This is a genomic window from Acinetobacter sp. YH01018 (genome assembly GCF_013420295.1).
Classification (GTDB): Bacteria; Pseudomonadota; Gammaproteobacteria; order Pseudomonadales; family Moraxellaceae; genus Acinetobacter.
The window spans coordinates 42426-67501 of record NZ_VOYL01000002.1 but is presented as its reverse complement, the minus strand read 5'-3'; the positions used below and the strand labels follow the sequence as shown (position 1 = coordinate 67501).

Annotated in this window: 19 protein-coding genes and 1 pseudogene; 8 read left to right on the top strand and 12 right to left on the bottom strand. The window is 42.5% G+C overall.

Going from position 1 to position 25076, the window contains the following annotated elements; genetic code table 11:
- Positions 1-80 precede the first annotated feature (80 nt).
- From FTT83_RS01230 to FTT83_RS01210, 5 genes are all read right to left on the bottom strand, one after another.
- Positions 81-956, bottom strand: coding sequence for a pirin family protein (locus FTT83_RS01230; RefSeq protein ID WP_180041931.1), 876 nt, complete (start codon positions 954-956; stop codon positions 81-83).
- A gap of 268 nt (positions 957-1224) precedes the next feature.
- Complete coding sequence (gene ahpC / locus FTT83_RS01225) at positions 1225-1788, bottom strand: alkyl hydroperoxide reductase subunit C (RefSeq protein ID WP_180041929.1); 564 nt, start codon at positions 1786-1788, stop codon at positions 1225-1227.
- 214 nt (positions 1789-2002) lie between these two features.
- Entirely contained in the window at positions 2003-2590 is a 588-nt protein-coding gene (gene ssb / locus FTT83_RS01220; RefSeq protein WP_180041926.1) for a single-stranded DNA-binding protein, read from the bottom strand.
- Positions 2591-2641: 51 nt separating this feature from the next.
- Positions 2642-4006 (bottom strand): MFS transporter, encoded by a 1365-nt coding sequence (locus tag FTT83_RS01215; protein WP_180041924.1) that lies wholly within the window; start codon positions 4004-4006, stop codon positions 2642-2644.
- A gap of 147 nt (positions 4007-4153) precedes the next feature.
- Entirely contained in the window at positions 4154-5239 is a 1086-nt protein-coding gene (locus FTT83_RS01210) for a DUF475 domain-containing protein (RefSeq protein ID WP_180042034.1), read from the bottom strand.
- Between the two features lie 242 nt (positions 5240-5481).
- Here FTT83_RS01210 and tenA point away from each other — a divergent pair, with 242 nt between their 5' ends.
- Positions 5482-6153, top strand: a complete 672-nt coding sequence (tenA, locus tag FTT83_RS01205; protein WP_180041922.1) for a thiaminase II — start codon at positions 5482-5484, stop codon at positions 6151-6153.
- 336 nt (positions 6154-6489) lie between these two features.
- Here tenA and FTT83_RS01200 read toward each other — a convergent pair.
- Positions 6490-6805: pseudogene (locus FTT83_RS01200) on the bottom strand (GlpM family protein).
- 64 nt (positions 6806-6869) lie between these two features.
- Positions 6870-7223 (bottom strand): DUF1304 domain-containing protein, encoded by a 354-nt coding sequence (locus FTT83_RS01195; protein ID WP_180042032.1) that lies wholly within the window; start codon positions 7221-7223, stop codon positions 6870-6872.
- A 246-nt stretch (positions 7224-7469) separates the two neighbouring features.
- Here FTT83_RS01195 and uvrA point away from each other — a divergent pair, with 246 nt between their 5' ends.
- The 3 genes from uvrA to FTT83_RS01180 are packed head-to-tail and all read left to right on the top strand — an operon-like array spanning position 7470 to position 11280.
- Positions 7470-10301, top strand: coding sequence for an excinuclease ABC subunit UvrA (uvrA, locus tag FTT83_RS01190; RefSeq protein ID WP_180041920.1), 2832 nt, complete (start codon positions 7470-7472; stop codon positions 10299-10301).
- A 54-nt stretch (positions 10302-10355) separates the two neighbouring features.
- Positions 10356-10856, top strand: a complete 501-nt coding sequence (locus tag FTT83_RS01185; RefSeq protein ID WP_166170773.1) for a hypothetical protein — start codon at positions 10356-10358, stop codon at positions 10854-10856.
- The gene (locus FTT83_RS01180; protein ID WP_166170774.1) at positions 10846-11280 is read left to right on the top strand and encodes a hypothetical protein; all 435 of its coding nucleotides are present in this window, start codon (positions 10846-10848) and stop codon (positions 11278-11280) included. Before FTT83_RS01185 ends, FTT83_RS01180 begins: the two co-directional genes overlap by 11 nt.
- A gap of 31 nt (positions 11281-11311) precedes the next feature.
- Here the strand turns inward: FTT83_RS01180 and FTT83_RS01175 are convergent, their stop codons facing one another.
- Positions 11312-13015, bottom strand: coding sequence for a GGDEF domain-containing protein (locus FTT83_RS01175; RefSeq protein WP_180041918.1), 1704 nt, complete (start codon positions 13013-13015; stop codon positions 11312-11314).
- Positions 13016-14401: 1386 nt separating this feature from the next.
- On the opposite strand from FTT83_RS01175, the gene omp33-36 reads away from it, so the two are divergent.
- Positions 14402-15280, top strand: coding sequence for a porin Omp33-36 (omp33-36, locus tag FTT83_RS01170; RefSeq protein WP_180041916.1), 879 nt, complete (start codon positions 14402-14404; stop codon positions 15278-15280).
- Positions 15281-15327: 47 nt separating this feature from the next.
- On the opposite strand, the gene FTT83_RS01165 is transcribed toward omp33-36, so the two are convergent.
- The 3 genes from FTT83_RS01165 to FTT83_RS01155 all read right to left on the bottom strand — a co-directional run bounded on the left by FTT83_RS01165 (position 15328) and on the right by FTT83_RS01155 (position 18347).
- Positions 15328-16023: an ion channel gene (locus FTT83_RS01165; protein ID WP_218948839.1), complete on the bottom strand. Its 696-nt coding sequence runs from the start codon at positions 16021-16023 to the stop codon at positions 15328-15330.
- Between the two features lie 274 nt (positions 16024-16297).
- Complete coding sequence (locus FTT83_RS01160; protein ID WP_180041914.1) at positions 16298-18013, bottom strand: cation acetate symporter; 1716 nt, start codon at positions 18011-18013, stop codon at positions 16298-16300.
- A 4-nt stretch (positions 18014-18017) separates the two neighbouring features.
- Positions 18018-18347, bottom strand: a complete 330-nt coding sequence (locus FTT83_RS01155; RefSeq protein ID WP_092820469.1) for a DUF485 domain-containing protein — start codon at positions 18345-18347, stop codon at positions 18018-18020.
- A 182-nt stretch (positions 18348-18529) separates the two neighbouring features.
- Between FTT83_RS01155 and FTT83_RS01150 the strand changes: the two genes are divergently transcribed.
- Positions 18530-22021 (top strand): PAS domain-containing hybrid sensor histidine kinase/response regulator, encoded by a 3492-nt coding sequence (locus FTT83_RS01150; RefSeq protein ID WP_166170778.1) that lies wholly within the window; start codon positions 18530-18532, stop codon positions 22019-22021.
- Positions 22022-22446: 425 nt separating this feature from the next.
- Entirely contained in the window at positions 22447-23214 is a 768-nt protein-coding gene (locus FTT83_RS01145; protein ID WP_166170780.1) for a hypothetical protein, read from the top strand.
- Positions 23215-23284: 70 nt separating this feature from the next.
- Here the strand turns inward: FTT83_RS01145 and FTT83_RS01140 are convergent, their stop codons facing one another.
- Complete coding sequence (locus tag FTT83_RS01140; protein ID WP_086196617.1) at positions 23285-23935, bottom strand: response regulator transcription factor; 651 nt, start codon at positions 23933-23935, stop codon at positions 23285-23287.
- A 376-nt stretch (positions 23936-24311) separates the two neighbouring features.
- Here FTT83_RS01140 and msuE point away from each other — a divergent pair, with 376 nt between their 5' ends.
- Positions 24312-25046 (top strand): FMN reductase, encoded by a 735-nt coding sequence (msuE, locus tag FTT83_RS01135; RefSeq protein WP_086196511.1) that lies wholly within the window; start codon positions 24312-24314, stop codon positions 25044-25046.
- The last annotated feature ends 30 nt before the right edge of the window (positions 25047-25076 follow it).

Below are 25076 nucleotides of genomic sequence, written 5' to 3'. Positions count from 1 at the left end.
CAACAAAAAATTCAGTTCGCAAAAAAGCCCCTCAATTTTTAGGGGCTGTTTCTTTTTGAATCAATCCAGTGAATACCGACTTAATCTGTAACCGGAATTTCACCAAACTTACCACTATTAAAATCATTAAATGCTTGAATAATTTCATCTTTTCTATTCATCACAAAGGGTCCATAGCCTTGAATTGGCTCATTGAGCGGTTGGCCAGTCAGTAGCAGGAATTTGCTGTCTTGCAGTGCCTCAAGTCGAATATCAATTTCGCCATCTTGAGCAAACATCACAATCGAGCTGTCCTGTACCTGCTGCGTTCCATTCAGCTGCATTTCACCCGACAGCAACACCAGCAGCACATTATGATCGACAGGTACATGCAGATGCTGAATCTGCTCGGCTTTTAATTCACCATCCCAGACATTGACCGGACTATGGGTTGAAGCAGGACCTGTATGCCCGGCATAGTTTCCGGCGATCACCCGGATATACCCTGCATTCTGTTCAAACTTAATGACTGGAATGTCTTTTGCTGTAATGGCCTGATATTTCGGTGCGGTCATTTTGTCTGCTGCAGGCAGGTTGACCCAAAGCTGCACCATTTCAAACAGGCCACCCTTTTGGGCAAATTCGGCTGAATGAAATTCTTCATGTACCAGACCTGCTCCTGCCGTCATCCATTGCACATCACCGCTTTGAATGGTTCCACCACCACCTGCCGAGTCTTTATGTGTCACTTCACCCTGATAGGCGATGGTCACGGTTTCAAAGCCGCGATGTGGATGTGAGCCGACCCCATGCTGCTGCGTCGTTGGGCTAAAATGGTAGGGTGCTGCATAATCCAAAAGTAAAAATGGACTGATTGCCTGCCCTAGGCGATCATAGGAAAACAGGTTTTTTACTGGAAAACCGTCACCCACCCAATGCATGTTCTGGTTGCGGTAAACGCCAATTATTTTTTTCATTTCAAACTCCTATCTCTAGGAAACAATATGCACTTATCTTAGATTTTTTAAAGATTCCAGCCTAGCCACAGCGCAATATACAGCGTCGCAAGAATGGAATAATGGATTTTTCCCCCTCAAATTTAATACAAAAAATTATTTCATTCAGATCAATATCATCATTGTCATATAGTCAGAATGATCTATCTTGCTCTTTTACCCAGAACCTGCATAAAAAAATCCAGAATCGAAGTCCTGGATTTTTTTAAGAGAGTATTTTAACTTAAGATTAGATTTTACCGATCAGGTCGATTGAGGGTGCAAGGGTTGCATCGCCTTCTTTCCATTTTGCCGGGCAAACTTCACCGGGGTGAGCATGGACATATTGTGCAGCTTTCACTTTACGTAAAAGTTCTTGCGCATCACGGCCAATACCGCCAGCGTTGATTTCGATAATCTGGATTTTACCTTCCGGATCAATGACGAAAGTCCCACGGTCTGCCAGACCTTCAGCTTCAATTAACACTTCGAAGTTTTTCGCCAAGGTCCAAGTTGGGTCACCCAGCATGGTGTACTGGATTTTCTTGATTTCCTCAGAAGAATCGTGCCAAGCTTTGTGAGTGAAATGGGTATCTGTCGATACTGAATAAATTTCTACGCCCATTTTCTGGAATTCAGCATAGTTATCTGCCAAATCACCGAGTTCTGTTGGACAAACAAAAGTGAAGTCTGCAGGGTAAAAGAATACCACTGACCATTTTCCGATCATGTCCTGTTCAGACACCTCAATGAATTCACCATTTTTATATGCTGTTGCGTTGAATGGCTTCACTTCAGTATTAATTAAACTCATGAGATACTCCTCTAGCTCGTTTCCGGGATTGCTTATCTGGTGAAGCTAGAATACGAAAGATTTTAAAATAGGTAAAACCGTACTTTTTTATAAAAATTATCGGATTTTTAGATTTAAAATTTCTATCTGATTTTTACAGTTGATTGGTTTAGACAATAAAAAAACCCTTTGCTGTTACAAAGGGTTTGGATGACGACTTGCCTTTTTAATTTTATTAAAATGGTAAATCATCATCTAGATCTGCCGGTGCAGCTGCTGCTGGTGCAGGCTGTTGTTTTGGTGCAAAACCACCCGGGTTGTTGTTGCCATAACTATTACCTTGATTGTTCTGGTTGTTGTTATAACCACCCTGATTACCATAACCGCCTTGGTTGTTATTATTGTTGTTATAGCCGCCTTGATTATTGTTGAAACGTGGCTGGTTATAACCCGAGTTATCACCACTCGCAGCTTGTTCACCTTGCTGACGGTTACTGTCCAGCATTTGCATCTGTTCACCACGAATTTCTGTGGTGTAGCGTTCCTGACCGCTTTGGTCTGTCCACTGACGCGTACGCAATGAACCTTCAATATAAACTTTTGAACCCTTACGTAGATATTGCTGTGCAATTTCACCTAAGCGGTTATGCAACACAATACGATGCCATTCAGTTTGCTCTTTACGCTCACCCGTATTTTTATCAGTCCACGAATCGCTGGTTGCAATTGAAAACTGAGTCAGAGAACCACCATTTGGAAAAGTTTTGGTTTCAGGATCTTTACCTAAAGTTCCAACTAAAATAACTTTATTAACACCACGCATCAGACGTACACTTCCTATTCATTTCTATATTTTACTTTATAAGAGTTATGCTTAAATGGCTACCTCTTTACCCAACAACTGCGTTAAATCTTGTCGCGCAGCTTCATCTATCAGCTGTTTATCAATTTTAACATAAGCAAATTGCTGGTCGGACATCACCACAACCTCTTCAATACCACGAATTGCCAAAAGTTGAGAAGTCCACTCATCCGTTTGTTTTGTCTCGGGCAAGGCCAATACCAATGAAGAAAGATAACGCGGCTGGGCCAAACCAAAGCTGATCAATAACCAGACCACCGCGATCCCCGCCAAAATGCTCCAGCCCAATGAGGTATTATTGAGTAACAAGAGTTGACCGCCAATCATGCCACCAAAAAATGCCCCTAAAAACTGGCTGCTGGAATTTACGCCCATGGCTGTCGCTTTGGACTGGATTGGTGCAGATTTGGATAACCATGAAGGCAATAAGGCTTCCATGACGTTAAAGGCAATAAAGAATAACCCCAAACCTGCCAATAAAACATATTTGGATTCATAACCAAAAATCAGTACCAGCAAGCCCAATACGATTCCGCCAATTGCCGTCAGAAAAATGCCGCGCATTTTGCGATATTTTTCCGCCAAAATAATGCTCGGAAAGGCAAAAAACAGGCTAATAATGAGTAGTGGCAAATACACCAGACCATGACTGGATAAGGGAATACCAGCAAACTGAATCAGTTGCGATGGCATATAGACAAACATTGCAGTCAGCAACAGGTGCAAGGCAAAAATTGAAACATGCAGACGGTTTAAATCGCCCATTTTCAATACCTGTTTCAACTGTGCAGCATAACCTTGCTGGTAATTTTTATGATGACGGGTCACTTTAGGAACAAAGAGCAGCATCGATATGGCAGCCAAACCCATAAGGGTGGTCACCCAAAACAGGCCAGAAATTCCTACCAGGCTGGTCAGCCAAGGCCCCAGACTGAAGGCCACCATAAAGGATACACCAATACTCATGCCCATGACTGCCATGGCCTTGCTACGTTGTTCTTCGCGGGTCACATCGGCCAAAAGTGCCATCACCACCGCAGAAACTGCACCACCACCAGCAATGGCACGGCCAATGATCACGCCATAAATGCTCTCGGACATCGCTGCGACTGCACCGCCTAGTGCAAACAACAATAAACCGATAATCACCAAAGGCTTACGGCTAAAACGGTCGGCCAGCAAGCTAAATGGAATCTGTAAAATGGCCTGGGTTAAACCATAGACCCCAACAGCTAAACCAATCAGTGCAGGGGTTGCCCCTTGATATGACTGCCCTGCCACCGAAAACACAGGAATAATCATGAACAAGCCCAACATACGCAGTGCAAAAATACTGCTTAAGGCAAAGGTTGAACGGCGTTCTAAAGCATTCATCATATCAATTAGCTTGGGTCTATAAAATTCATTTCGATGGATTATCCTACAACATTCATATTATAAATGCTGATTTTTCAGGAATGAACCACCATAAAAAAGGACGCATTTTCATGCGTCCCTATTGTACTCGGTTTTCTTAAAAAACCATTAACCGATTCGTTCTTGACGTTTGCTATATTGAATGGAAGCAATCACTGCCCAAACAATAAATGCCACACCGATTAAACCGGTGACCACTTCCGGTACATGCACACCGGTACCACTGGCCAGCATAATGAAGGCTAAAGCGCCAATAGCATAATGTGCGCCGTGTTCAAGATAGATATAAGCATCCAAGGTACCTTTTTCCACCAGATAAATGGTCATCGAACGCACAAACATGGCACCAATCGCCAGACCGAGCATGATGATCACCACATCTGAAGTAATGGCAAAAGCACCGATTACACCATCAAAACTGAATGATGCATCCAGCACTTCCAGATAAATAAAACCACCTAAACCGGCTTTAATAACGCCTGTAGATGCACCACTGGCATCATGTGCCACTGCATTGCCATCTTCATCAATTTCAGGTTCACCGCCTAACAAGTGGCTTAATACTTGAACCCCAATGTAAATCACAATTCCCCAAATCCCGGCCATGGTCACCACTAAACGTGTGGCCTCTTCTACATTGGCTGCCATGATCAGCAAGCCAATTAAAGCCAGGAAGACGGACATTGCCGGTACATTAGCCAGATTGGATAAACGCGCTTCCAGCCATCTGAACCAGTGGGTATCTTTTTCGCTATCCAGGAAGAAATTCAGGAACACCAGTAACAGGAATGAGCCACCAAAGGCTGCAATTTCCGCATGATGGGCCATCAGCTTTTCGGAATAACTGATCGGATCATTCAGGGCCATTTTCACGACTTCGAGCATGCCCATGTCAGCAGTTACGGCAACAATGACGATCGGGAACACCAGACGCATACCAAATACGGCAATGATGATACCAACCGTCAAGAAAATCATTTTCCAGAAATGATCCCAGCCTCTGAGCACAGAGGCATTCACCACCGCATTATCGAAAGAAAGAGACACTTCCATAACAGCCAAAATAGCCGTAATGGTCAGTGCCGTGAACATGGTCTTTACCCCTGCTTCCGGGCCATGTGTAAATCCCCAGTATGCAGATATAGCCAGACACACGATGGTAAAAATAATGGAGAAACCAAAATGTTTCATTATGATAAATCGACCTATAGACAAATAATTTATATCAAGTGCATTGGGCAGAACCTAAAAGAGAGCACTTGAAATTTGATCGCTTCAATTATGACGGCTTTTTTTACTTTAATCCAAAGTTCTTGGTATGATTTTTTTTTTGAGTACAAATACACTATTTTTTCTACTGCATATCTTGAGCTGAAAACTCTTGTTATAGTCCCGCCTTCTGTAAATTCTTCTTTTAACATCGACAGGATGATGACATGAGCTTTTCTCAAGATGTATGGCAACGCAACTTGGCTTTATACGAAAAAACTTTAGCCCTGCCATTTAACCAAGAACTTTCACAAGGGACTTTGAGCAAAGATATTTTTAGTCATTATGTGATTCAGGATGCGCATTATTTACTGGCTTATGGCCGTGCACTGGCGGTCTGTGCTGCAAAAGCATTTACAGCGGAAGATGTCATGCAGTTTTCAGATGCCGCCAAGATTGCCATTGTGGTAGAACGCAGCCTGCATGCTGACTTTATGCAGGAATTTGACATTAGCCAAGAAGAATTTAGAACCACGCCACTGACTCTGGCTTGTCATCATTACACTTCATTTTTAACCGCCACAGCCTGGTCAGAAAGCTATCCGGTGGTGCTGGCTTCTTTACTGCCCTGTTTCTGGATTTATGCCGAAGTGGGCAAAGCAATTGTTCAGCACTCCATTCCCAATAATCCTTATCAGGCCTGGATTGATACCTATGCCGGTGAAGAGTTTAATCAGGCAGTTCGTAACGTAATTGCGACGGTTGATAGCGTAGCTGCTCGTTGTGATGCAGATACTTTAGAGAAAATGCATCATGCTTATACTACAGCTGCCAAACTGGAATGGCTGTTCTGGGATAGTGCTTATGATCAACGTCAGTGGTTAGGTGTGGATGAATAGACTTCTGTTATAAGTCATTTTTCAATCACTACAAGTTTCTCATAAAACCAAAATAGAAAATAAATTTAGCAAGTATTGGATTCATGAGTGTGGCATGGATGCCACACGTTTCCCATCACGACCAGGATGTCGTGTATGGGAAACAAAAGGTTTTTGTCTACTTTTGACCTCTCAAAAGTAGAGGTAATGCCTACGCAAAGGCATAAAAATTGAATCAGTTAAATGAGGCAGTGCTGATTTTTAAAAATCTAATATTGAATGTTTTGTGATTTTCACAAGTTATCTAATTACTAGTCATAAAAATGCATTGTTTGTTTTTTAATGCTGAAACATCTGTCAGCCATAAATCAGCCCTACCACAGCCACAATCCAGCAAAGGGTTGCTATGCTTAAACAGGACCACATCAACATTTTGCTTGCCAGCATATAAACCATCAGCAGATAAAGGGAATTAAAGACCATAAACCCAATAATGCCATTTTACGCAAAGCTTCTGCACCCTACTGTTGCGACACAATCACATGGGCAATCAGGGCAAAAGTCGGAAAGAATGGCACTAAACCGGCGATATAAAACGCTTTACTCTTGGACAGAAGGAAAACAATAAGTACAACCGCTGCCCTAAAATACATTTCAAAAATAAAGCCAGCATCCTGACTCATCCGAACTGATCAATTGATTAAGCCGCATAGTCTAAGCTGCAAAATATCGTTTACTTAAACTAAGTTCAGCACCATCAAAGCCAGCAGTGCAGGCAATGCCTGAATATAAATAATTTTTTTACTTGCGGTAATACCGCCATAAATCCCAGCAACCAGCACACAAGCCAAAAAGAAATTTGCCAGTGCAGGTGCATAGCTTGCAGGCGCAAGTAGCGACCAGATCAGGCCTGCGGCTAAAAAACCATTATACAGACCCTGATTTTGTGCCAGCACCTTGGTGAGTTTTGCCTTTTCTGCAGTATTGCCAAAGGCTTTCATACCCAGAGGTTTATCCCACAAAAACATTTCCAAAATTAAAATATAAAGATGCAACACCGCAATCAGGGCGATCAGAACTTTTGTAATAATCATGAGATTTCCGTTTTTTATTTTTCAGACGATATTTTGCATTTTAACGGTGAATCGGTTGAAATACTGAATTTCAATATCTAAATCTATGACTTGCAGGTACAGAGAAAGACCATTTCCATGCATTGAGTTTCAATCATTGACCAGTCCGACACAAAATGTCGTTTAAATTCTTTTTAATACAGCTTGAACATTTTTCATGCGCTATCATATATAGGTTTTTGATGAATTTTCTAGGATCATTGCATGAGCCAAAGTCACATCCGTATTCGAGGTGCACGTACCCATAACCTGAAAAATGTGTCTCTCGATATTCCACGCGACAAGTTTGTGGTGATTACGGGACTTTCGGGTTCAGGTAAGTCATCCCTCGCCTTCGATACCTTATATGCTGAAGGTCAACGCCGTTATGTGGAATCACTGTCTGCTTATGCACGCCAGTTCCTTTCGCAAATGGAAAAACCGGAAGTCGACTCGATTGAAGGTTTAAGTCCGGCCATTGCCATCGAGCAGAAATCGACCAGCCATAACCCGCGTTCAACTGTGGGAACAATCACGGAAATTTACGACTATTTACGTCTGCTATATGCCCGTGTCGGCACACCCTATTGCCCTGAACATGACTTGCCGATGGTGGCACAAACCGTATCAGAAATGGTCGATGCGGTAAAAAGTCTGGAAGAAGGTACAGCCTTGATGCTGCTGGCCCCTGTGGTGCGTGAGCGTAAAGGTGAATACAGCAACCTGTTTGAACAGCTGCAAAGTCAGGGCTTTGTCCGTGCGCGTGTGGATGGTGAAATTGTTGAAATTGATACTCCACCAGAACTGGACAAAAAGAAAAAGCACACCATTGAAGTGGTGGTTGACCGTTTTAAAGTACGTGATGACTTGGGTAACCGGATTGCCGAATCCTTTGAAACTGCGCTGCGCCTGGGCGGTGATATTGCCATTTTGGCCTGGATGAAAGGCGAGCAACCTGAACGGGTATTCTCTGCCAAGCACTCCTGTCCGGAATGTGACCGTGCGGTTGCCGAACTGGAACCACGCCTGTTCTCCTTCAATAATCCCTTTGGGGCATGCCCGGTCTGTGATGGTTTAGGTACGCGTAGCCATTTCAGTGCAGAAAAGCTGATTCCCAATACTGAAATTTCGATTAGCCAGGGTGCGATTCGTGGCTGGGACAGACAGCGTCCTTATTACTACAGCATGATTGAAAAAGTCGCCGCCCATTTTGGCTTTTCTTTAGATACGCCGTGGAATGAACTCGATGCCGATACCAAGAAAAAATTCCTTTACGGTACCGGTAAGGAGAAAGTCGATTTAAGTTATATCGATGAACGCGGTCGTAAACATAACCGGGTGCAACCTTTTGAAGGTATTTTGCCACATCTGGAACGTCGTTACCGTGAAACGGAATCGAACTATGTACGTGATGATTTGGCTCAATATCTTTCCAATGCAGCCTGTGATGCCTGTGGTGGTTCACGTCTGAATGAAATCTCGCGTAACGTTCGTGTCAAAGACAAAACCATCGCGCAGATTACCAAAATGTCGATTGGCGATGCCGAAAGCTATTATCAAGATTTAAATCTTGAAGGTGCCAAAGGCGAAATTGCCGACAAGATTTTCAAGGAAATCCGCGAACGTCTACATTTTCTGGTTTCAGTGGGTTTGAATTATCTCAGTCTGTCGCGCTCTGCCGAAACCCTATCGGGTGGTGAAGCACAGCGTATTCGTTTGGCATCGCAAATTGGTGCCGGCCTGATGGGCGTGATGTATGTGCTGGATGAACCATCCATCGGCTTGCATCAACGTGATAATGACCGTCTGCTGGAAACACTGGTTCGCCTGCGTGATCTTGGTAATACCGTCCTGGTGGTTGAGCATGATGAAGATGCGATTCGTGCAGCCGACCATATTATTGATATTGGTCCGGGTGCTGGCGTGCATGGCGGTCATGTGATTGCCGAAGGAACCTATGAAGAATTGGCGGCCAATGAAAACTCGCTCACCGGTCAATATCTTTCAGGCAAGTTAAAAATTGAGGTTCCGAAAGTTCGAACTCAGCCACCAAAACCGGAACAGCAAATCAAGCTGATGGGCGCGGCCGGTCATAACTTGCAAAATGTCGATTTAACCATTCCTTTAGGCGTGATGACTTGTGTCACCGGTGTATCGGGTTCGGGTAAATCAACCTTGATTAACCGTACCCTGTTACCACTGGCCGCAACACAATTGAACGGTGCAACCACGTTAACCGCAGAAAAATTTGACTCGATTGATGGTCTGCAATTCCTTGATAAAGTCGTGGACATTGACCAAAGCCCGATTGGACGTACCCCACGTTCTAACCCGGCAACCTATACGGGTCTGTTCACCCCGATTCGTGAACTGTTTGCCCAAACCCCTGAAGCCAAAGCTCGCGGTTATGCCGCAGGACGTTTCTCGTTTAACGTGAAAGGCGGCCGCTGTGAAGCCTGTGAAGGTGATGGCATGATTAAAGTAGCTATGCATTTCTTACCGGATATGTATGTGCCTTGCGATGCCTGTCATGGCAAGCGTTATAACCGTGAAACGTTAGAAGTCGGCTATAAAGGCAAAAACATTTCCGACGTACTGGAAATGACCGTTGAAGATGCCATGCATTTCTTTGAGGCCATCCCGGTGATTCACCGCCGTCTGGAAACCTTGAATCAGGTGGGTTTAGGTTATATTCGCTTAGGTCAGTCTGCAACCACCCTTTCCGGTGGTGAAGCACAGCGGGTCAAACTCGCGCGTGAACTGGCAAAACGTGATACCGGTAAAACCTTGTATGTACTGGATGAGCCGACTACGGGTCTGCATTTCCACGATATTGCCAAGCTGCTCGACATTCTGCATGAGCTACGCAACAAGGGGAATACCATTGTGGTGATTGAGCATAATCTGGATGTAATTAAAACTGCGGATTGGGTGATTGACCTGGGTCCTGAAGGTGGTGCTGGTGGCGGGATGATTATTGCTGAAGGTACACCTGAAGAAGTGGTGAAATCTAAAGTTTCACATACAGCTAAGTTCTTGAAGCCGTTGTTGAAATAACAATAAAAATCGAGTACAAAGAATTAACCAATATAACTATTCTTTGTACTCGATATGCCTGAAAATTTTTTTAATTGGATAGCCTTTATTGGGGTTGTTGCTACTTGTATTGCAACTGGAATTAGCATATATCAAGCTCACAAATCATATAAAGCTTCACAAAACTCTAAGAATTCAGCTTTGGATGCAGAAAAACATGCGAAAAATATAAAACAAGAACTTAAGAATGTTATTAATCGTAGAGAATTAGATAGAGATGCTCAGAGACTAAAAGAAATTAGAAGTATACTTTCAGAAAAATATACCCGAAATTACAACAATAGAGGCTCAAAATTAAATACACATCTAAGTCAGCTTAACCACCTTCTAAATGAAATTTCTAGTCAAGTGATTTTCCACCCTTACGAACATAAAATCAAAAAAATTCAATCGGATATTCAGACTATCGATATTAATGCTGATGTCCAAACTATCCAATTAGCTATTCAAAGCATAGTTAGTCAAATCAATGAAATTTTAAGAAATATAGATGGAGTCGTAAAAGATGGTGACTAATGAGCAACTAATCCAAGCTTTGTACGAAAATAGAAAACTAAGTATTACTATGAATTATAGAATTTATGGAGAAAAAATTGGCTTTTCACAATCCTATATTTATGCGATAGCAAATGATTTATTCCCTTTTTTTCAACATGAAGGAGACAAAGATCCTTTTATATCTTGTTATAAAATTACATCAGAGCAAATAAATAAAATTGTTAACTATATTGATGAAGAATGGCTCAAGGGAAACCTATACTCGTTTTATGATCTAGAAAATAAGTTTGGAGGTAAAGGATATCGTTCAGAGCTGATCAGAATATTAAGATATACATATTTGGATGATAGATTCGATACTAAACTATGGGAAAAGTTAGTTTCTTGGGCACCTGTAGAAGCTAATAACTTAAATCGACCATTAGATGATTGGGAGATTTAAAATAGTGAGGGTGGTTTTTATTTGTACTAGATCACCCCGCCACTTTATTTTTACCATTTGCCTTAGCCTGAAATAATGATTTGTCGGCTTTTTCCAGTAGTGACATCCACGATGCTCCCCCTACCACTACTCCAGCACTAACAGAAATACGAATATTCTGGTTTAATTCAGCAATATACAGTTCAGATCTGCCAATCTCCTGAAGAATTTTATTGGCAATAGCCCAAGCCTCCGGAAAATTAATGTGCTCGATTAAAACCAAAAATTCATCACCACCATAACGAACAATTAAATCCGAAGCTCTTACATTCAATTGCAATTTTTCTGCAATCAGTTTAATGACTTCATCACCGACAATATGCCCAAAAGTATCATTCACATGCTTAAAGTCATCGATATCAATAATGATTAAGCCGGTGTGCTTGAATTGATTCGGCTTATTCTCCAGATAACGGATATATTCCTCTAAAGCCAAACGGTTAGATACACCCGTCAAATTATCCGTATTGGCAATATTTCTGAGCTGAAATTCCAGTGCGTCACGCTGCTGTAGCACCCGCTTTAATTCTGTAAGGGCATCTAACAAGGTGATTGGTTTAACAGATAATGGTGTCTGTTTACTCTCTATACCCTGATGCTGTGCCAGTCGAAGAATTGTATTTCTGGCTTTAAGTAACGGTATAAAAACATGATTACGCGCATAGATCATGGTAAAAGAAACCGCGACCAAACAGATCAGTGCCACCAGTAAAGTTAAAATCAGTTTTTGCTGGGCTTGTTTCTTCTGGGCTTGAGCCACCGTAACACTGTAATCCAGAATATAGCTTTGCAGATTGACTACTGTCAGGAATTTATCAACGATTGCTTCTGTGAGTTGCGTACCGGTCAATGAATAGGCCTGATTATGGATACTTTCATTCATCAGACGAGTAACTATTGGAATACCTTGATCTAAAAACTGTGCTTTTACCTGCTGATGTAAAGCTAGATATTCTGGGGTTTTATCCTGCTCAGGCTGTATGATATTCACTAAAGCCCATAAATAATGGGCCTGATGTTGCGTCTGCAATGACCGCGCCAAGTTATCTTCGGGGATTTTTTCATTAAAAGTCACTGCTGCCATAATATTAGAGGCAGTTCGACCAGCCTGATCACGTAAATCAGCCAAAATTAATATCAGCGTATAGTAGTCTGAGACTGAAGTTCCTTTAGCTTCAGAATGTACCAATACATTTTCTATAATTGCTTTACAACTATCCCATGCCTTAAACATTTGCTGAATCGCCTGATCCAGCTGTCTTGCACTCCGTTCAGATCGCGGCAAGGCACTATAAACATCGACCGCATGACGACCTTGAGCCAAAGCCCCTTTTACATGAGAAGATAAGGCTTGAGCCTGAACAGAAAAACCTGCCGTAGCTAAAATTGCACTTGTCTGCTCAATCTGCAGATCTACTTCTTTCCGGTAAGCTTCTAATTCTTTTATATTTTCTTCGAGTTCATCGGCACTACTCGACATCACCTTATTAGCAGGTGCCCGTTCACGGGAAATTTTATTGGCTAAATCAGCTACAGCACGAAGCGCAGAAATTTCAGTTAAGGCACGATCTGCTTTCTGATAGCTATGATAACTACTGACAATTAAGGGAACAGATAAAAACAAAAGAGACAGTGCGATAATGATCATCGACCAAAACAGTCGCCGGCTGATATGTTCCGAGCGTAATTTATACATAAATTAATTACTCACCATACACACCAAATGACCTGTGATCATACTCAAATTATATATAAATATATTACACGATTTTGATCTAAAAAGAGTTAAAAATTAATCAATATTTTTAAATATCTGCATTCTATCAACCACTTATAATATTTTTTAAAATAAAAGTTAAAAAAAATCTAAATTCTTTAATAAAGCTTTAAGATCCAGTGCATATCTGTAGGGTTTCAACTCAATTTTTATTCTTTCCCCCAATAGTAGCAAACTGCTTTTCATTGAGTGCAATTAAAAATTTTGCATATCTATAAATTGCAGTTAAGCAAGCCGCTTAAATAGAAAATCCTGTTTCCCTTAAAGATCTCGACAAAATAATGCAGGACTATTTCTAGGAAGCCCCCAATTTATATTGTTTAAATTACCTGCTTATCTAAATATTGCTACTTGCATGATAAGAAAATATTTACACATGCCACAAATAAGTGCATAATGCACCTCATTAGGGCAAATTAAATATATTCTCAGCAGATTTTTTAATTTTTCCGAAGATTTTGGCGAAAAACCCCAGTTTTCTTTGAAAATTGGGGTTTTTTATACTTAAATTTCAAGAAAAATCTAATTCCCGCTCCACATTAAGCACCATATTGGTGCAATAAAAGTTAATCCTAGGGTTTCTACTTAAGGATTCACTCTCTAATGACTAAAAATAAGTTTTGCTATTAATATGATTATGCTTCCATTTTTATTGCCTGTTCTTATTTCGCAGCCAACTGCAATATTTTTCTGACATAAAAAAAAACCCAACCTTGGGGAAAGTTGGGCATATAAAACAAAAACTTGTTTATGGAGAATCAGATCATCATCACATTATTGCAATGTAGTATGAATTGATAGATACATTATCGTAAAAACCGTTATAAAAGTAAAGCCTATCAAAACAGTAAGATTTAAAATTCATCACAACAGCACGATATTTGCACTAAATAAATTACAATTTGTGCATTTTTCAACCAACCCCATCCCGTTTTAGGTGAATTTTATTATTAGAATCAAATGAATAGCCTTAAAATGCCATACAGATCATGCAATAAAGTATATTTCAATTGGATTTTACAATTAATTTTTAAATTTAATCCAATTTAACATTATACAAAGTCCTTATTTTTTGCATATTTCTGAAAAAATAAGTTTTAAAAATGTTCATATTCATTTGTTCTAAAAACAAATTTTTCAAGTTGACCTGACACAGTTTAATCGTACTTTTTTCAACCAATTACATTATGTATAACAAAAAAATAACAAAATAATGTTCTTTTAGTTCATTGACTTAATGTTTTGTTACAATACAATAAAAGTAGTTTAATTCACCTGCAATAGAAAATAGAATTGGAAATTAATATGAAAAAACTCGGTTTAGCCACTGCTTTATTATTAGCCATGACCGGTGCTCAAGCATATCAAGTAGAAGTACAAGGTCAGTCTGAATACATCGACACCACAGCAAATGACAAAGATTTCACCGGTGGTTTGCAAGGTACTTATTACCTTAAAGATGTTGACTCTTCTAAAGGCCCATTGGCTGAAGCAGCTTTCTTAAACCAAGCATCTAACGTATCTGTTGCTTATAATTACGGCGAGTTAGGTTCAGACGATATCGACGTTATCGCTCATAACTATGGCGTTAAAGCTGAAGCTTATGTGCCAACTCAAGTTGTACCTGTATATGCTAGCGCTTCTTATAGCCACACAATTTTAGACAGCAAAAATAACAACGCCACTGATGATCAAGGCGACCGTTATGCCTTAGAACTTGGTGCATTTGCTGCGCCTAATTTCTTGGTTGCAGTAGGTTATACAAGCGTTGCTGATCAAACTGCTCTTGATGCATTCAATGTTATGGCTAATGGCGTTGTTAAATCAGTTGGTGAAACTGCTACGATCGGTGAAGATCAAGATGCAATTACTGCACGTACCAAATATGTTGGTGCTATTGACGGAACCAACATGGCAATCGGTTTTGAATCTGGTTTAGTTTACGGTGACGACACTGCTTATAACCTAGGTACAACTCTTTTCGTTACGCCTAAGTTAAGCGTTGGTGCTTCTTATGCTGAATCTAGCTTTGCTGGTACACCAGACTCAGCTTGGGGTGCAAACGTAAATTACTTCATCACTCCTGCTGTTGCAGTTGGTGCTTCTTACGTAAATGCGAATGCTGAAAAAGGTTCTGTATACGATACAGAAACTGTAGGCGTTAACGCTAAATTCCGTTTCTAATTTTGAATTAGAAAAAGAGTAAAAAAGGACGCTTTAAGCGTCCTTTTTTATTGGTCTTTATCTGTAGGATGCTTGGGTAAATGGGCAATATATTGCAAGGCAATCAAGCGTGAAACAATGAGGGCCAGATACATCACCCCAGAAAACATTTGCAATAGTGCCAGTACCCGTGCGGGGGCACTTATAGGCATTAAATCCGATAAGCCGGTTGCGGACTGTAAACTAAAGCTCAGAAACAATAAATCAAGCCAGCTTTGTAAACCTGCAACGTTGGAATTCAGGAAACTTCCCGGTGCCAGCAGCTGGCAAACGTTATACAAAAATGCAAATCCCCAGGCCAACAGGGTAAATACCGCACCCGCAGCAAACAGTTCATCTCGGGTTAAATAGCGGTCTTCAAACATATAACGCAACAGACCATAAGCCGCGCTAAAATAAGCGGCTGCTTCAAAGCCATGGGCGATAACCTGTATCCAGAGATTTTCTATGCCTAATAACATCAGGGAAGAAAAAATCACGGCGCCACTCACGAAACTTAAGCCTAAAATGGTAAACATTGGGGTTTGTTTAATCACTTTGGCAATGACCAGTAAAACCAGCACCCCCAATAGCCAGGTGAGCGTACGGTAAGGCATGCTGTAATTGACTGCAACGGACAGGATCAAAATAATAAATTGTAATAAAAGTAGCCAAGCTGAAGGCAATACGCGAAATACCTTCCACACATCAATAATTGCCTGCATTTTCTGCTCCAGAATATTGCTTTTTTATGCCTGAATTTTTTATGTTTCTTTTAATCAACTTAGCATGAATGCTTGAAGCTGCAAGTAAAACATTTGTAGAAAAATGATAAAAGTCGCCCTCTTCTTTGCCAGATTTATGTTTGATAAAAGAGAGTCTCATCCATTCTAACAATAGGATTGAGAACCGAAGCCCAGCCTTGCAATCACGTTGTGTTCCCTTTGCTCAAGTCATAAAAAAAGCCCCTGATGGGGCTTTTTTTAAAGTAACTGTATCTTAGTGATCTGATGCACCAGAGATACCAATACCTGTTTGTGAACGTACATACTGTGCATCGAAAGCTTTGCGTTCTGCATGCGCACGAGCCGAGCTGTCAGTCACAGAGAACAACCAGCAGCACAGGAACGATAATGGCATTGCAAAGATTGCTGGGCCATTGAATGGGTTGACTGGTGTCTCAGAAATACCGAACGTATCTACCCAAACCGCTTTAGACAAGATGATTAGAGTCACTGCAGCAACAAGACCTACAACACCACCAATTACCGCACCACGAGTGGTCAAACCTTTCCAGAACATTGACAGTACCAGTACCGGGAAGTTGGCACATGCCGCTACCGAGAATGCCAGACCCACCATGAAGGCAACGTTTTGTTTCTCGAACAGGATACCCAAAATCATCGCAAAGATCGCAAGACCTAAAGTTGCAATTTTAGACATGCGCAGTTCAGATTCAGGAGTCGTTTGGCCTTTCTTGAATACGTTTGCATACAAGTCATGTGAAATTGCTGAAGCACCAGACAGGGTCAAACCAGCCACAACCGCAAGAATCGTTGCGAATGCTACCGCTGAAATGAAGCCCATGAACAAGTCACCGCCAACAGCATCAGACAAGTGAACTGCAGCCATGTTGTTACCGCCAACAAGCTCCAACTTGCCAGTTACAGCCATTTTCGCTACATCAATGAATTGCGGGTTGTTTGATACGTAAAGGATCGCACCGAAACCGATGATGAAAGTTAAAAGATAGAAGTAACCGATGAAACCTGTAGCCACAACCACTGATTTACGTGCTTCTTTCGCATCTTTTACGGTAAAGAAACGCATCAGGATATGTGGTAGACCTGCTGTACCAAACATTAATGCAAGACCAAGTGAAATTGCATCAATCGGGTTAGCAGCCAGTTTACCTGGGCCCATGATATTGCCTGCTTCCGCAAGGCTTATTTGATGTACTTTAGAGAACACCTGGATTGATTGTTCAAACATGTTGGTGAAGCTGAAGCCCACGCCTTTCATTACCATGAAAGCCATGAAAGTTGCACCTGAAAGTAACATCACCGCTTTGATGATCTGTACCCAAGTCGTTGCCAGCATACCACCGAAGATTACGTAAGCCATCATCAAAAGGCCCACAATCACCACAGCAATGTTGTAGTTCAGACCGAATAGAAGCTTGATCAGCTGACCTGCACCAACCATCTGAGCAATCAGATAAAAGGCAACAACAACCAAAGAGCTAAGAGCTGCCAGAGTACGTACCGGTTTTTCTTCCAGACGGAACGAAACCACGTCAGACAAGTTGAATTTACCCAGGTTACGTAAACGCTCTGCGACCAGGAACAATACGATTGGCCAGCCCACCATGAAACCGAGTGAGTAAAGCAAACCGTCAAAGCCTGAGCTGAATACCATTGCGGAAATACCCAGGAATGATGCTGCTGACATATAGTCACCGGCAATCGCCAGACCATTCTGGAAACCTGAGATACCACCACCTGCAGTATAGAAATCTGCAGTACTGGTGGTTTGTCTTGCTGCCCATTTGGTAATCAGCAAGGTGAAGCCCACGAAAATCGCGAACATAATAATCGCATGCCAGTTGGTTGCTTGCTGTTCAGCTGCACCCAAATCCGGACCTGCCATTGCCATACCTGACATCAGTAGCGTAGAAGCAGCGAGTGCTTGCGCTTTCAATGAATTCCATTTCATCTGATTACTGTCCTTTCTCATTCGCAATTGCTTCAACTTCTCGCATCGCTTCTTCATTTAATGCATCCAGTTTATTGTTTGCAATATATGAATAAACACCACATAAAATGAAAGACAATACAATAATGCTCAAGCCGAGTGGCATACCTACAGTGGTAACGCCGCCGCTAACCGAACTCATTAAGAATTCTTTGTTATAACCAACTAAAAGCATGAAGCCGACATAAACAATCAACATGATGATTGTTAATGTCCAACTTAATCTGCTTTTTCTGCTGACCATTTCTTTAAATTTGGGATTCTGTAGAATACGTTCTACATGTGCCTCATCCATAATCATGCTCCTGTGTGCACCCAGCCATAGGTGATTTTTTTAATTCGAATTATTTCGTTATCTAACTTAACAATCTTATTAGGTTCTTGTAATTACTACTTTGGTGTTAAATTTTGATCAATTAAAGCGGCAAGATTACTAGATAGGTTATTATTACGACATAAATTTATGCTGTAGGCAATATGAATAGTTGGCTCATTATCGGCGTGCTCGCCCTTTATATCGCGTTACTCTTTATCTGTGCATTTTTTGGTGAAAAACACGCCAGTCGCCTAAGTACCCGCGGTCGCATGTTTCTCTTTAGTCTAACCTTAGGGGTATATTGCTCATCCTGGACATTTTACGGTGCAACCGGGGCTGCGGTGCGTGAAGGCATTATCTTCCTGCCCATTTACCTTGGGCCCCTGATTTTTGTCGGTGTGGGTTATGATATCTGGCGCCGTTTGGGACGTGTGCGGCAGCATCATGCCATTTCTTCCATTGCAGATTTTGTGGCTGCACGTTATGGCAAAAGCGGCCCTCTGGCATCCTTGGTCACCATTCTGGCAGTCATCGCAATTATTCCCTATTTAGCCTTGCAGCTCAGAGCGATTGCCTTGAGTGCTGCTGTAGTGTTGCAACAGAATACCGGCATACAAAGCACCACCAATAGTGTGCTGTTTTTGACTGGAATTTTAGCCATTCTGGCCATGCTGTTCGGTACCCGACAAATTGCCAATACCGAACAGCATGGCGGTTTAATGCTGGCCGTGGCATTTGAGTCTTTTGTCAAACTGTTTGCCCTGCTGTGTGTGGCTCTGTTCTTTGTCTTTGATGCCCCCGAAAACCTGGGGCAAATTTCCACGGATGTCGCAGAAACCTTTAAACAGGTTCAGCTGTTTGGTGTTCCCGAAACGTTCTGGGTGCAAACCTTACTCGCAGCCTTGGCGATTATCTGCTTACCACGACAATTCCATGTTGCGGTGGTTGAACTGCGGGATGAAAAACATATTCGCGGTGCACGTCGCTGGTTTGCCACTTATCTGATTCTGACCACAGTGGCGATTATTCCAATTGCCAGCTGGGCCTTGCATGCTGCACCGCATTTTCTTGCGATTCCTGATGTCGCTGTACTGTCCTTGCCGCTCAGTTATGATCAGGAGTGGTTGACACTTTTGGCTTTCCTGGGGGGGTTTTCTGCTTCTACGGGAATGCTGCTGGTCTCTTCAGTCGCCTTGTCGATTATGCTTAGTAATGACCTGATTATGCCTGCCTTATGGCGTACCGGCATACTTTCGCGTCATGACAAACGTCTGCCTCTGGTGCTGAAATTTACCCGCCGGGTGTGTATTTTAGCGGTCATGTTGCTGGGTTTCCTGTTTTTCCATTTCTTTAATGACATCGACCAGCTTTCAGTATTTGGCTTGCTAGCCTTCAGTGCCGTGGCCCAATTTGCTCCAGCCTTGATTGGTGGTCTGTATTGGCGTGGTGGCAGTAAACAGGGCGTATATGCAGGTCTAATTGCCGGTTTTGTCATGTGGGCCTATACCTTGCTGTTGCCTACCGTACTGCGCAGCCTGCCTGCTGAATACAGCCATTTTAGCCAGCAGTTCTTGCTTGCAGGGCCTTTAGGCATGGACTGGTTACGCCCCGAAGCACTGTTTGGTTTTCAGTCTTTTGCTCCCCTCACCCATGGCGTGACCTGGGCATTGGGTCTGAATATCGTGCTGTATGTGTGGGTGTCACGAATTTTCCGTCCCAGTATTGCCGAGCAAATTCAGGCGGAAAGTTTCTTCTATTATGAAACCAAACCTTTGCCGACCCACAATGCCTCAAGTGAAATCAATTACTCTCACCAGGATGTTGCCCGCCTGAAAGTAGGCGATTTAATTACCTTGGCCAAAAGGATTACCGGTGAAGGACCGGCCACTCATGCCTTTCAGCAGTTCTGTGCTCAAAACAACGTAATCCTGAATGAAAACAGCAATGCCAATGGCATGTGGTGGCGTTTTACCGAACAGTATCTGGCCGGAACCATTGGTGCTGCTTCGGCGCGTACCCTACTCACCACAGCCATGGTGAATAATGGTCTGGCACTCGGTCAGGTCGCCAATATTCTGGATCAGGCCTCACAATGGCAACGCTTTAACCAGAACCTGATCATGACCATGATTGACCATATGACCCAGGGGGTCAGCGTGGTCGATGAAAATATGTGTCTGGTGGCCTGGAACAATCAATACCTTAAACTTTTTGATTATCCTAAAGATATTGTCTATGTCGGCTGTCCGATTGCCGACCTGATCCGTTATAACGCCGAGCGCGGTGAATGCGGGCCGGGTTCGGTCGAAGAACACGTGCGCAAACGGATTCACTGGATGGCCATGGGCAGCGCGCATGAATTTGAACGGATCCGTAAAGATGGCCGCGTCATCCAGATGCGAGGTAATCCCATTGAAGGCGGCGGCTTCGTCACCACCTTTGCCGATATTACCGCTTTCCGTGAAAATGAGGCCGTACTTGAAGCGCGGGTACAAGACCGCACCCAACAGCTGGCCGATGCACTTTCCGAGCAGCAACTCGCCCGTGAACAGGCTGACCGTGCCAACATGTCCAAGAGCCGTTTCATTGCAGCAGCCAGTCACGACCTGTTGCAGCCAATGCATGCAGCACGTCTGTTCAGTACCGCTTTAGAACAAAGCGTACAGTCGGATGAAGACCGTAAAACCCTGCAACAGCTGGACCGTGCCTTGCATGGTGCGGAAAGCATGCTGTCTGCCCTGCTGGACATTGCCCGTCTCGAAGGCGGTACCATCCAGCCGAAACGTCAGCCTTATCCCTTACATGACCTGTTAAGTGATCTGGAACTGCAATTTAAATCTATTGCCGCACAACGTGGCATTAAATTCAGCGTGCATGATGCACAGTTCTGGATCGACACCGATCCACAGTGGATTCGCCGGATTATTCAAAACTTTGTCAGCAATGCCCTGCGCTATACCGCTAAAGGCAAGGTTGTAGTTGGTGTACTTCGCTCTAGCGAAAAACCACGCCATATCCGGATTGGGGTTTGGGATACCGGCCCCGGGATTGCCGAAGAACAGCGCATTAAACTATTTCAGGAATTTGAACGCTGTGGCCATACTTCGCCTTGGGGCGAGCAAGGTCTTGGACTCGGCCTGGCGATTGTGCAGCGTATGACCAGCCTGCTGGACTACCCGGTACATGTCTATTCTGAATATGGCAAGGGCTCGTGTTTTATGATTGAAGTGCCAATCGTGGATGCACCTAAAGTCGTGGCAGCACCTGTACAGGCCACCCCACTGAAAAGCAAGGCCTACAAGATTCTATGCCTAGATAATGATGAAACCATTCTGGAAGGAATGACGACCTTACTGACCAAATGGGGTTATCAGGTCTTTAAAGCCACTGAACCCGAACAGGCCCTAGAGCTGATCCAGCAAGAAAATATTCAGGTCTGGCTGGTCGATCAGCACCTGAACAACAATAAAATTGGTCTGGATTTCATTTTGGCCAACCGTCAGGAACAGGTTCCTGTGGCATTGATTACCGCAGATTCCGATCCTGAACTGCCACAGCATTTGAAAGATCTCAATATTGTGCTGCTGAAAAAACCGTTAAAACCAGCATCGCTGCGTTCCTGGTTATCGGGCTTAAAAATTTCCGGTTCTTAAGCGTTTTATTCAGAAATCACTACAGATCAAACACCCATTTCATGTATGTGAAATGGGTGTTTTCATTACATAAAAACACCCTCTATTAACCTAACTGGCAATTTATTTTTCATTTTAGGCAAAACTGCTCAATTTCTTTATTTTGGCTACCGCTTTATTGACCAGAAAATTCAATGTCATATTTCCTATGGCAAAGATGATCAAAATTTAAATATACATTTGTATAATTAGTTACAATTTTTCAAGTTATTATTATTAAAAATATTTTTACAGTAAAAATCCATTATATAACTTTAGTCGTATTTCGTTTGCGGTCAGCCAAGCTCATATATGAGAGTAATCAATGGTCAGTTTAATCTGTCTATCAGACTGCCTCAAAACACGGCCCACGAAACTGATCATCATAGAAAATACAGGAGTTTAAGATGAACATTTCTGAAGCCGGAAGTTATGGCATAGATCAATCGCAACAATTTTATCGTCAATATGGGGCCAATGCCCTGTTACCCGAAATTCAATGGACCGAACTATTTAAACCCAGCCACTTAAAGGACACTCATATTCAAGCCCTGAATACCTTGTATCAAAGTGCTGTCCCGCTTGCCTTACAGGTCTTCGATGAGTTGAATTTTGATGTCTTTAGCCCTGCAGCCTATAAACCGCAAGGTTTAGGTTTATTTGATCGCCTCGCTGAACAGGAAGACAAGTTGATTCAGTCTTTAGCAGCCGAAGCTAGAGACTTGACAGATACAGTACGTCACCAAATTTGGAGCATGCTATTGCGTGGTGGTGCGGTGCTGGTGTTTAAGGCATGGCTTGGAAAAGTCAAAACCGATCAGAATCTGCTCGATACCACCCAGTTTGATGAACTCTCTGATCTGCTGTTTATTAAAACCCCACCACTGGAATTGGCAAAGCATTTAGGAATCAATCCCCATGCCAATGAAGATCATATTTTCCTGCTGTATGGCAGTGATGTCTATTTAGACCGCTTTAACAGTCTGGAAACCGCAGCGTTGTTTGTCGATTTGGGCGTTTATGATGCCGCATTTTTAAGTTTACGCGATGACAGTGTGGCTGAATATCTGAAAGAGAAAGCCTATGTCTCTCAAGAGCAAATTGATGATCTGCAATGTGCACTCAATCCTTTATTTTGCACCGACAGTACTCCCAGACAAAGCTGTGTTGCCTGATCTAAAGCACTGATTACAAAAAAAGGCACTTGATCAAGTGCCTTTTTCGTTGAATGCTGTATTCAGCAGATTACATTTTCTTTTCTTCAATATTCAGGGCACTGATGGCCAATACTGCCTGAGTACGGTTTTGCACATTCAGTTTGCGGAAAATGGCCGTGACATGGGCCTTGATGGTCGCTTCAGAAACATCCAGCTCATAAGCAATCTGTTTATTCAGCAAACCTTCCGCCACCATCATCAATACACGGAATTGTTGCGGTGTAAGTGACTGAATACGTTCTGCCAGTGCAGTTTCATCCGCTGCACGCGGGTCAAAATTCATGTTGGCAGGTAAATTTGGCGGTAACCAGATTTCTCCTTCCAGTACCTGACGGATCGCTTCACCAATATGGCTTGGATGCGCAGATTTCGGAATATAACCCATTGCACCATGGGCTATGGCACGTTGAATAATTGACACTTCTTCATGTGCAGACACCACAATAATCGGAATGGACGGGTATTGTGCACGAACATGCACCAAAGCCGAAAAGCCCGAAGCTCCCGGCAAATTGAGATCCAGTAAAACCAAATCTGGTTCCGGCCCATTATCTAAGCGTTCATAAAACTCATTTACTGCAGCTGTTTCCTGAATTTGCGCTTGCGGCAAGCTATAACGAACGGCTTGAATCAAGGCATGACGAAACAGTGGATGATCATCAACGATTAAAATATTCATAAGCAGCATGAAAGATCTTGTGCACATTAAGAGCTATTCTAACCACACTAGTGCTATTAAGGATATGCAATGAATAACTTTTTTCATCTGATATGAGATTATTTTCTCAAAAATCCCCTTTTTTCAAGGTTTTTCGCAAAATCATCAAACCTAATCATATTTTGATATAAATTTTATCGGCCAATTTAAAATACTTATCAGTAAGCAAGATAAATATATAAATCAACGTACTAAATCATATAAAAGCACATTTTGGTGACTTTTTCCTTTATATCTCAAAATAAGATAACTTTTCTTGATTTGCTTATTTTACAGAATATGCCTGCTGTTGATTAATAAAGCTATTCCGATATTTTATATTTTAGGTTATCCCCAAATGTCTATTTTAAATGCGCAAAAACCGTTGAATATTGTTGCTGTATCAGGCGGCTTAAACAATCCTTCTAAAACCGAGGCACTGGTACAAGCCATTATTGATGAACTCGGTGAAGCAACCCCCATTCATGTTCATTTTATTAAATTTAGCGAAATCGGTTCTTTACTGGGCGGTGCAATTTACCGTAACCAGTTGCCACAACGTGTACAGGATGATCTGGCCGCAGTTGAAGCAGCAGATGCCCTGATTGTCGGCACACCAGTTTACCGTGCTTCATTCACCGGACTTTTCAAGCACTTCTTTGACTTTGTAGAACAGACGGCACTGGTCGATGTACCAGTATTGCTGGCAGCTTCAGGAGGTAGCGAACGTCATGCCTTGGTGCTTGAACATCAGTTGCGTCCATTGTTCAGCTTTTTCCAGGCACAAACCTTACCGATTGGTGTCTATGCAACAGACCGTGACTTTACCCCTGAATATACCATTCACAGTGAACTGCTGCGTGACCGCATTACCCTCGCAGTAGCACGTGCATTGCCAATTCTTGAATGGGCACCTGCCAAAGGCCAGCGTGCTGAAGTGGTCAAAGAGAAATCTCAGCTAGCCAACCAGAACCTGGGTATCAACAAGCAAATTGAACAAGAAGAAGTCCTTCCTTCTGCTGCAGTGCCAAGCCTTGATGCTGCCGAAGCGCGCCTGCACAGCAAAAAAGCACCGAAGTCACAAGTCGCTTAAGAGCGCTAAAAAATTACATCCTGAGGGTAG